Here is a 9,367-nt window from a genome sequence, read left to right as displayed (position 1 = left end):
GATAATGAAAGATATCCTGTTAGTCTTTATTGGAAAAATCTTGAAAAAACTAAATAGATATCCATAAATTTTATGCTTAAAATACTTCATAAATATCAAAAAATTAAATTAATGGAAAAATTTTAAAATTCCAGGAAGTGATTCCATCATGGCCTGGATACCTAAAATGAAAATTGCAAGTCCGCCAATGAAGTTTATATATTTTGCATATTTTATAGCAATTTTAGTTCCAAATGTTCCAATCATTAGCCAGCAAGAAGCTGCAAATAAACTCAAGATTGCAAGACCTAATGGGTTAACACTAGCAGCAACCCCTTGCGCTGCTAAAATTAAATTTTCAATATTTCCAAAGACAAGCAATATTAAAAACGGTTTTAAGTCATCCATCATCTAATCATCCCTAATTGTGAAATACTGATTCATACATTGCTTGGAGACCTAAAACAAATATTGCAAATCCGCCTATAAAATCAATGAAATCAACATAATTGATTAAAAGCTGAGTTCCAAAAGTCCCAATAATTAGCCATAAACTAACGCAGGTAATACTTGCAATGGCTAATTTTACCGGATTAACCCCAGCAACAACACCTTGAGAGGATAAAACTAAATTCTCAATATTCCCAAAAATAATTAGTCCTACAAAAGGTAAATATTGTTCCAACATCCAAAATCACCATTTCCCCATAATTTGGCAAATATCCAAATTAAAAATAAATACTAATTAAAATTAACAAATTATAATATATAAAAGTATCTTTTTTTCTTTTTAAATTGATAAAAATTAATATTTTGATTAAATAATAATAATTTCAAATTATATTATTTATACAATTAACAAGGATATATTAAACAAAAAAATAAACTTCATTTTGCATTTTAATACGAATTAGCAATATTTAAAAAAAAATAAAAATTAAAAAAATAAGAGATGCATTTCAAGTGTAAACTACTTCCTTACTTCAAAATGCAAAAGACTATTTTCATCAGCGGCATCAATAAATGTATCAATCAAATCCTTTGAAACTTCATCGGCATTGATTAGAACAATTTCTGTATCGACACCAATATCACACAAACAATCATATAAAGCATCTAAATTTTTCCCATAATAATCCGGAAAATCAAATACTTCCTTTAAATAATCATGCCCATCATTATTAATTAAATTGCCGTCAATTTCCATGGTATCATACTTCTTTAAAAGTATTGTAGTGATCAGCGGTATAATACACCTTATAATTACCTGTATTGTAAACTATCCTTTCAGCTCCACGATTGGTACCGTTAGCATTAATGTCACATTCAATATATTTATCATTACTGTCCGGAAGGATGTGTTGCCTGTTTGTGAAAGTATCTCCTCCAATGCTTTTTCCGGGAGCATATTTATTAAGAGGTCCACCTTGCCATCCCAAATTACGGGCTTCATTTTTTGTAATATAATTGCTTGGAAGTTTATGGAACTCTTTGATATAGGCTGCAACCTCATCTACTGTACAATATTGGCCATCTTCAACGACATTAGTATTTTTGGAGCTAGAATCTCCTCCAAAATTTAAAAAATCAAAAAATCCTGCACTGACTGACCCCATTAAAAATAAAGCAAGTATCAATGCAAGGATTAAAGTTAACTTTTTATTCATTTAATCAGCTCAATATACTCTTTAGCAGCTTCTTTATAATGACGAAGCGGTTCAAAACCATTTTCAATCCATCTTCTATTTTCCAATACTGAATAGTGAGGCCTTGGAGCTGGCCTTGCAAATTCTGAAGCGGTGACAGGAGTGACTTTAACATCCTTTTGCGCTACTTCAAAAATATATCTTGCAAATTCACACCAGGAACAATGTCCTGAGTTGGTAATATGATAAATGCCATAATAATCAGTGCCAATTAACTGTGAAATAGCTTTAGCCAAATCAGGAGTGTATGTTGGAGTTCCGACTTCATCATAAACAACAGTAATTTCCGAATGATTTTTTGCAAGTTCCAACATGGTTTTTGGGAAATTGCCGCCATTGATTCCATATAACCATGCAGTCCTAACAATGAAGAACTTATCAAGAATTTCCAAAATAGCCTCTTCCCCTTTAAGTTTACTTTTACCATAAATACTGATAGGCCCAATTTCATCATCTTCAACCCATGGCCTTGTATTTTCACCGTTAAAAATGTAATCTGTACTTACATGCACTAATGGGCAGTCTATTTCACTACATGCGAGGGCTAAATTCCTAACACCATCGCCATTAACTGCGTAAGCTGTTTCCTGATTTTCTTCACATCCGTCCACATCAGTATATGCTGCCGAATTAATAACCACATCAGGTTTATTTTCACCAATAAATTCAATAACCTTATCTTTATCAGTGATATCTAATGTTTTAGATGTTGTAAGAATTAATTCATGCTCATCTTTTAAAACTTCAATCAAATCATGACCTAACATTCCGTTTGAACCTGTTATTAAAACTTTCATAAGTATCACTTAAAACTTTAATATGTTTAAAATATATATCTATACTTCATATATAAAAAAGGAGTTAGAATTATGAAAGTATGTATTATGGGTCAAGGATATATTGGTCTACCTACAGCCGCTTTATTTACCAGACATCATTGCGAAGTTGTTGGAGTAGATGTCAACGAAAAAATTGTAAATAATTTAAACAAAGGAATCATACACATCGAAGAGCCAGGAATAGCCGATATTATCAAAAATGCAGTTAAAAATAAAGTATATACCGCTTCACTAACTCCTCAAAAAGCTGATGCGTTTATTATTACTGTACCTACACCATACATAATTGAAAACTACAGTTGTGATTTGAGTTATGTTGTAAATGCATGTGAATCCATAATTCCATATTTAGAGAAGGGAAATACAGTAATTATAGAATCAACAATAGCCCCAATGTCAACAGATGAAACCATAAAACCTATTTTTGAAAAAGCAGGTTTTACTATTGGAAAAGATTTATATCTGGCACATTGTCCTGAAAGAGTGCTTCCTGGAAAAATACTAGAAGAATTGGTCCACAATGATAGAATTATTGGAGGCGTAACCCCAGAATGTGCAAAAAAAGCTAGAGAAGTTTATGGTCAATTTGTTGAAGGATACTTAATGTTAACTGAAGCAAAAACCGCAGAATTATCAAAATGTATGGAAAATACTTTCAGAGACGTTAATATTGCACTTGCCAATGAACTTGCAAAAATCTGTGCTGAAATTGGAGTTAATGCTTTGGATGTTATAAAAATGGCAAACAAGCACCCAAGAGTAAACCTTCATTCTCCAGGGCCGGGCGTAGGAGGACATTGTCTAGCAATTGATCCGTATTTCATTTATGCAAAAGCTCCCGAAACCGCCAAAATCATTAAATTGGCAAGAGACACCAATAATTCAATGCCTGAATTCGTTTGTGAAAATACTAAAAAAATAATAAGCGAAGGCAAAATTGCAATATTTGGAGTCTCATACAAAGGAAACACCGGAGATGACAGAGAAAGTCCGGCATATGAAATTATTGCAAGACTAAAAGAAGCAGGATTTGAAATAGCAATACATGACCCTCATATCGATAATGACAATTTTGTAAGCTTTGATGAAGCTACAAAAGATGCCGATTTAGTCTTAATATTGTGCGATCACAATGAATTTAAAAATCCTAATTATAACTTAATTTCAAAAAATATGAGAACACCAATAATATTCGATACAAAAAATATAATAAGTAAAGTTCCTAAAGGAATTAAACTATATAATTACGGGAACTTATATGAATTGAATTAAAAATCAATAGATTGGTCTTTTTGTGTATTTTGGGCACTCCAAGCTTTTACTGTAGTCCACTCACAAGCAGGTTCAGTCCAAAATGCATCATCTAATTTTAAACCTAAAGCTAAAAATACAGAACAGCACATGTAGATACTACCAGAATTAATGTCATTTTCTGATAAGCTTGTCTGATATCCGTTTAAACCTGTAAGTAACCATCCGTCAGCAGAAAAATTTTGATTTCCTGTGAATTGTCTTTTTAAAACTTTAGTTAATGCAGACCTGACTTGGGCAGGATTAATGTTTCTTGGCAAGATTTTTAGTAACGCCGCTTGAGATAACAAATGGAAAACACCGCAACGATAAGTCATGGATTTTCCAACTAAAGGATAAGTTCCTTCAGGAGAAATCAATCTTTCAAGCTGGGAAGATAATCTTGATGATCTCATTAGTTGCACATCTAAAAATTCTCCATCAGAAATTCCGTATTTTCTCAATACTGCCAAAATGTCATTAAGCATAGGATGAATAAAAATACTATTATAATAATTTAACTCAAAGGATGTGCCATCGGAATAAATTGCATCACCCAAATAGAATTCATCTCTAAATTTATGAATTCCATAAGATAAACGTTCTTTATCACATTCACCAGTAAATTCTAATAGTGTAGCTTCAATCATTGCAGTGTATAACAACCAATGGTTTTCGTACGGTGCTATAACACGTGTATTTTTAAGTTCATGGATTATTTTAGCTTGAACATCCATAGGCAAGTTTAACCAAACCTGATTTTTTGACCTGAGTAAACCTTGAGCAAATAACGCAAGTTCAACTAAAGATTGTTTAGGTTCGACATAAAATAGATAATCATTATTATGTGGATTTACCGCATTCATAATTGCTTTTATTGTTAAGCGTAAATATTTTTCTCTCATCTGGCCTTCTTCTGAACTATCAGGACCTAATTCCAACCATGAAGAAATACCATTGAATACTCTAGCAAAAGCTTCGAGATATGTGAATTTTTTTGTATCAGCGCTCTTGGCATCAACAGGCATTTTTTTCCTTAATGAACTTTTAGCCAGATTTCCCAATACAGGAAGAGCTATTTTTTGTAATGTTGAAACCCAAAAAATTCTATCTTCCCAAATTGAAGGTTGTTCTTCAATTACTGGTTCTTCTTTTTTTCTGAATCTTTTAAGAAATGAAGCACACATGATATATAATTTGTTAAACATTATATATAAATCTTCGAAAAATTGTTTTTTTTAAAAATAAAAGAGAGTTTATATATTTATACATACATAAATATTTATCATTATTAAGAGGTTGAAAATATGCCAACAATGTCTGAAAAAATATTAGCAAAAGCATCTGGAAAAAATCAAGTAGAAGCCGGAGATATTGTTATAGCAAATATTGATGTAGCAATGGCTCATGATTTAACTGGACCTCTTTCAGTAGAATCCTTTGAAAAAATTGGTACTGAAAAAGTTTGGGATTCATCAAAAATTGTTATTCCTTTTGACCATCAGGTCCCAGCTGATTCAATTGACTCAGCAAAAAATCATATGATTATGAGAAAATTCGTGAAAGAACAAGGAATTGAGAATTTCTATGACGTTAATGCAGGAGTATGTCACCAAATATTACCGGAATTAGGACATGTTGTTCCTGGAGAAGTAGTTGTAGGTGCAGATTCCCATACCTGTACTCATGGAGCTTTAGGTGCATTTTCAACAGGTATTGGTTCTACCGATATGGCAATGGTATTTTTAGAAGGTAATTTATGGCTTAAAGTTCCTGAAACAAACAGATTCAATATTACCGGTGAATTAAAAGAAAATGTATATGCAAAGGATGTAATCTTGAATATTATAGGCCAGGTTAGTGTTGATGGCTCAACATACAAAGCCTGTGAATTTGCCGGTCAGACCGTTTCAGACATGAGTGTTTCAGACAGAATGGTTTTATGTAACATGGCTATTGAAATGGGTGGTAAGACTGGTTTGGTTGAACCTGATAAAAAAACAATCGAATATGTAGAAAAACGTTCAAACAAACCTTATAAAGTATTTAAAACTGATTTAAACTCATCTTCTCTTAATATTATAGATATTGACGTGAGCGATTTGGAGCCGCAGGTTGCCTGTCCTCATCACGTTGACAATGTAAAGCCTGTAAGTGAAGTTGACCAAGAAATTGACCAAGTGTTTTTGGGTTCATGTACAAATGGTAGGTTAAGTGACTTAAGAGATGCCGCAAGGATATTGAAAGGAAATAAAGTTGCTAATGGAGTTAGAATGTTAGTTATACCGGCATCAAAAGAAATATACTCAAAAGCTCTTGATGAAGGATTATTAAAAATATTTGTAGATGCGGGAGCACTTGTATCCGCTCCTTGTTGTGGTCCATGCCTTGGAGGTCACACCGGAATTATAGGACCTGATGAAGTAAGTCTCTCTACTTCAAACAGAAACTTCAAAGGCAGGCAAGGATCACCAGATGGTAAAGTTTATCTATCTTCTGCTGCTGTCGCTGCGGCTTCAGCAATCGAAGGAAAAATTGTGGTGCCGGAGTGATAATATGAAAGGAACTGCATGGAAATTTGGAAATGACATTGATACAGACATTATCGTTCCAGGAAGATATTTAATTTATACAGATGAAGAAAGATTATCCGAACATTGTATGGAAGGTTTGGATGCTGAATTTAATGAAAAATGTAAAAAAGGAGATTTTATTGTAGCAGGGACAAACTTCGGATGCGGTTCTTCAAGAGAACACGCCCCTATTGCCCTTAAAGGTGTTGGAGTGGCTGCAGTTATTGCAGAATCTTTCGCAAGAATCTTTTATAGAAACGCTACAAATGTCGGTGTGCCTCTCCTCGAAGCCCCAGGAATTACAAAGATTGTGGAAGATGGGGATGAAATTGAAGTTGATATGGAAAAAGGATGTATTACATCCGCAAATGGAGAATCAATAACCTTTAAAAAATTACCTCCATTTATGTTAGAAATTTTAGAGCAAGGTGGATTAATTGAGTACCTCAAAAACAAAAAATAAATATCAAATTGCTGTCATTCCAGGTGATGGAATAGGTAAAGAAGTTATGGAAGCAACAATATCTGTATTGGATGAATTAGATATTGAATTTGATTATGTTTATGGTGAAGCCGGAGACGAATGCGGTGAAAAGAATGGAAATCCGCTTCCAGAAGAAACTCTAAATATTATCAGAGATTCAGATGCATGCTTATTTGGTGCTGCAGGCGAAACCGCTGCAGACGTTATTGTTAAAATACGCCAAGAAATGAAAATGTATGCAAATTTAAGACCAGTTAAAGCTTATCCTAATACTAATGCATTATTTGATGATGTTGATTTTATGATTGTTCGTGAAAATACCGAAGGATTGTATATCGCAGATCAAGAAGAATTGACTGAAGATGGTGCTATTGCCAAACGTATTATTACAAGAAAAGCTGAAGAACGCATCATAGATTATGCATTCAACTATGCAAAAGAAAACAATAAATCCAAGGTCACTGCAGTGCACAAAGCCAATGTGCTTAAAAAAAGTGATGGATTGTTTAAGGATGTGTTCTATGAAGTTGCTGAAAAATATCCTGAGATTGAAACCGAAGACTTTTATGTGGATGCAACAGCTATGTATCTTATTACTCAACCTCAAAACTTTGAAGTAATAGTAACTACTAATTTATTCGGAGATATCTTATCCGATGAAGGCGCTGGACTCGTTGGAGGACTAGGATTAATACCATCAGCAAATATTGGAGAGAATGGAGCTTTATTTGAACCTGTTCATGGTTCCGCACCAGATATCGCAGGCGAAGGTAAGGCAAATCCAATAGCTATGATGCTTTCAGCAATTATGATGCTTAGATATATTGGTGAAAATGAGCAAGCGGACAGATTTGAGTCTGCAATTTTAAAAGTACTAAATGAAGGAAAAACCCTAACAAGTGACCTGGGTGGTTCTGCAAGCACTCTCGAAGTAACCAAAGTTATTAAAGATTATTTATAATAAATAAAAAAAATGGAGACATTAAATATGAATTTTAAAAAATTAAGCAAAATGCAATTTGCTGCACTCTTTATCATATTCATTATGGTATTAAGTGGGGTTGCAGGATTTTTACTTTACATATTCCAAGGATCTTAAAAAGGAGATGAAAAAATGGCAAAATATGAAATTGCTGCAGTAGTAGCAGAATTTAATTATGACATAACACAAATGATGTTAGAATTAGCAAAAGCAGAAGCTAAAAATAGAGATTGTGAAATTACAAAAGTAGTTGCAGTTCCTGGCGTGTTTGATATGCCTCTTGTAATTAAAAAATTATTACAAAAAGGAGAATTTGACGCAATTATTACATTAGGTGCTGTAATTGAAGGTGCAACCGACCACGACCAAATCGTTGCACAACATGCTTCCCGTAAAATTGCAGACTTAGCATTAGAATATGATACACCTGTCGCTTTAGGAATAACTGGTCCTGGAATGACAAGAATGGATGCACACAGACGTGTTAAAAACGCAAAAAGTGCAGTTGAAGCAGCTATCAAAATGTGTGATAGATTAAAAGAAATCTAGTGATTAGATGGAAATTCTTAAACCTGATGAGCTAAAAGAAAAATTTACAGATCCCTGGGTTGCACCATATGAAAAAGTTTTAACTATGGTAGATGGAGATAAAGTCGAAATTATCGAATATCATCCCTGCATCTCTGGGTCTCACTGGTTATTACATCAATATCGTAAGAATTCTGAATTAATTGATTCTGCTTTTCGTGATGGAAACAAGCATGTATATTCCTGTCATGCTGGTTCTGCACCACTTGACCTGAAAGCAAGTTTTAATGCTGCTGGAATAGATGAGATTGTTATCGATGGCGATGAAGTCAAAGTAACCCATGCTGGACTTGCAGGTGCTGGCGTTGGTGCCGGAATGTGCAGAGGAATGGGTGAAGGCGTTAAATACATCGAACTTATTGAGACCGGAGGCGGGTCCAAAGTAGGAAAGGCTACTGTTGTAACTCCTAAACTTCAAAAAGTTGTTATCGGTATTGATGATACCGATACAAAAGATGCTGGAGCTACCTGGACAATGGCACATAATTTGGGTGTTGAACTTGCCGGTGAAGGTTATGAATATTTAGACCATATTATTGTTCAATTATATCCACATAACCCTCATAAAACTCAAAATTGCGTATCAATTGCTCTTACATTCGCTGTTGAAGAATCTAAAAAAGAAGAATTGATTAACAGAGTTATTGAAATTCTCAAAAGAGATACCTTATCTGATAAAACAGCTATTGCTATTTTAGAAGGTCTCGACATTCCAGAAAAATTAAGAGAATATTCAATAGCAACAAAATCTGGAATGATGGATGTTGAAACTGCAGAGGCAACTGCAAAAGAATTAAACATACCATTAATTGCAGTGACTGGCGAACAGGGAAAAGTTGGCGCTCTTGCGGCACTTGGACTTTACAACGATGTTGAAGAAGCAGTGAAAACTTATGACAAAAAATAATCTAAGAATATTTTCTTAG

At 33.7% G+C, this 9,367-nt stretch carries 12 protein-coding genes; 6 read left to right on the top strand and 6 right to left on the bottom strand.

Annotated elements, in window-relative coordinates:
• Positions 1-108: 108 nt before the first annotated feature.
• The 5 genes from UIB65_RS10060 to rfbD form a co-directional block, all read right to left on the bottom strand.
• Positions 109-390 (bottom strand): hypothetical protein, encoded by a 282-nt coding sequence (locus UIB65_RS10060; protein WP_330041398.1) that lies wholly within the window; start codon positions 388-390, stop codon positions 109-111.
• Between the two features lie 10 nt (positions 391-400).
• Positions 401-667 (bottom strand): hypothetical protein, encoded by a 267-nt coding sequence (locus tag UIB65_RS10055; RefSeq protein WP_330041396.1) that lies wholly within the window; start codon positions 665-667, stop codon positions 401-403.
• A gap of 282 nt (positions 668-949) precedes the next feature.
• Entirely contained in the window at positions 950-1,186 is a 237-nt protein-coding gene (locus UIB65_RS10050; RefSeq protein ID WP_330041394.1) for a barstar family protein, read from the bottom strand.
• 4 nt (positions 1,187-1,190) lie between these two features.
• Entirely contained in the window at positions 1,191-1,646 is a 456-nt protein-coding gene (locus UIB65_RS10045) for a ribonuclease domain-containing protein (protein WP_330041392.1), read from the bottom strand.
• Positions 1,643-2,482, bottom strand: coding sequence for a dTDP-4-dehydrorhamnose reductase (gene rfbD, locus UIB65_RS10040; RefSeq protein ID WP_330041390.1), 840 nt, complete (start codon positions 2,480-2,482; stop codon positions 1,643-1,645). The genes UIB65_RS10045 and rfbD overlap by 4 nt, the downstream gene beginning before the upstream one ends.
• 72 nt (positions 2,483-2,554) lie before the next feature.
• Between rfbD and UIB65_RS10035 the strand changes: the two genes are divergently transcribed.
• Positions 2,555-3,796 (top strand): nucleotide sugar dehydrogenase, encoded by a 1,242-nt coding sequence (locus UIB65_RS10035; protein ID WP_330041388.1) that lies wholly within the window; start codon positions 2,555-2,557, stop codon positions 3,794-3,796.
• Here the strand turns inward: UIB65_RS10035 and UIB65_RS10030 are convergent.
• Positions 3,793-5,022 carry a DUF2264 domain-containing protein gene (locus tag UIB65_RS10030; protein ID WP_330041386.1) on the bottom strand — a complete coding sequence of 410 codons (1,230 nt, stop codon included), beginning with the start codon at positions 5,020-5,022 and terminating at the stop codon, positions 3,793-3,795. The two genes, UIB65_RS10035 and UIB65_RS10030, sit on opposite strands and share 4 nt — an antisense overlap.
• Before the next feature lie 99 nt (positions 5,023-5,121).
• On the opposite strand from UIB65_RS10030, the gene hacA reads away from it, so the two are divergent.
• From hacA to mmp11, 5 genes are all read left to right on the top strand, one after another.
• Positions 5,122-6,366: a homoaconitase large subunit gene (gene hacA / locus UIB65_RS10025; RefSeq protein ID WP_330041384.1), complete on the top strand. Its 1,245-nt coding sequence runs from the start codon at positions 5,122-5,124 to the stop codon at positions 6,364-6,366.
• A gap of 4 nt (positions 6,367-6,370) precedes the next feature.
• Positions 6,371-6,850, top strand: coding sequence for a 3-isopropylmalate dehydratase small subunit (locus UIB65_RS10020; RefSeq protein WP_330041382.1), 480 nt, complete (start codon positions 6,371-6,373; stop codon positions 6,848-6,850).
• Positions 6,825-7,832, top strand: coding sequence for an isocitrate/isopropylmalate family dehydrogenase (locus tag UIB65_RS10015; protein WP_330041379.1), 1,008 nt, complete (start codon positions 6,825-6,827; stop codon positions 7,830-7,832). Before UIB65_RS10020 ends, UIB65_RS10015 begins: the two co-directional genes overlap by 26 nt.
• 153 nt (positions 7,833-7,985) lie before the next feature.
• Positions 7,986-8,402 (top strand): 6,7-dimethyl-8-ribityllumazine synthase, encoded by a 417-nt coding sequence (gene ribH, locus UIB65_RS10010; protein ID WP_296804195.1) that lies wholly within the window; start codon positions 7,986-7,988, stop codon positions 8,400-8,402.
• Positions 8,403-8,409: 7 nt separating this feature from the next.
• On the top strand, positions 8,410-9,348 hold the full coding sequence (mmp11, locus tag UIB65_RS10005; RefSeq protein ID WP_330041376.1) for a methanogenesis marker protein 11: 939 nt from the start codon (positions 8,410-8,412) through the stop codon (positions 9,346-9,348).
• Positions 9,349-9,367 lie beyond the last annotated feature (19 nt).

It is taken from the genome of Methanobrevibacter sp. (assembly GCF_036307625.1).
In the GTDB taxonomy this organism is placed as follows: Archaea; Methanobacteriota; Methanobacteria; order Methanobacteriales; family Methanobacteriaceae; genus Methanocatella.
The sequence above is the reverse complement of the archived record's forward strand: the minus strand, read 5'-3'. Positions and strand labels throughout refer to the sequence as shown.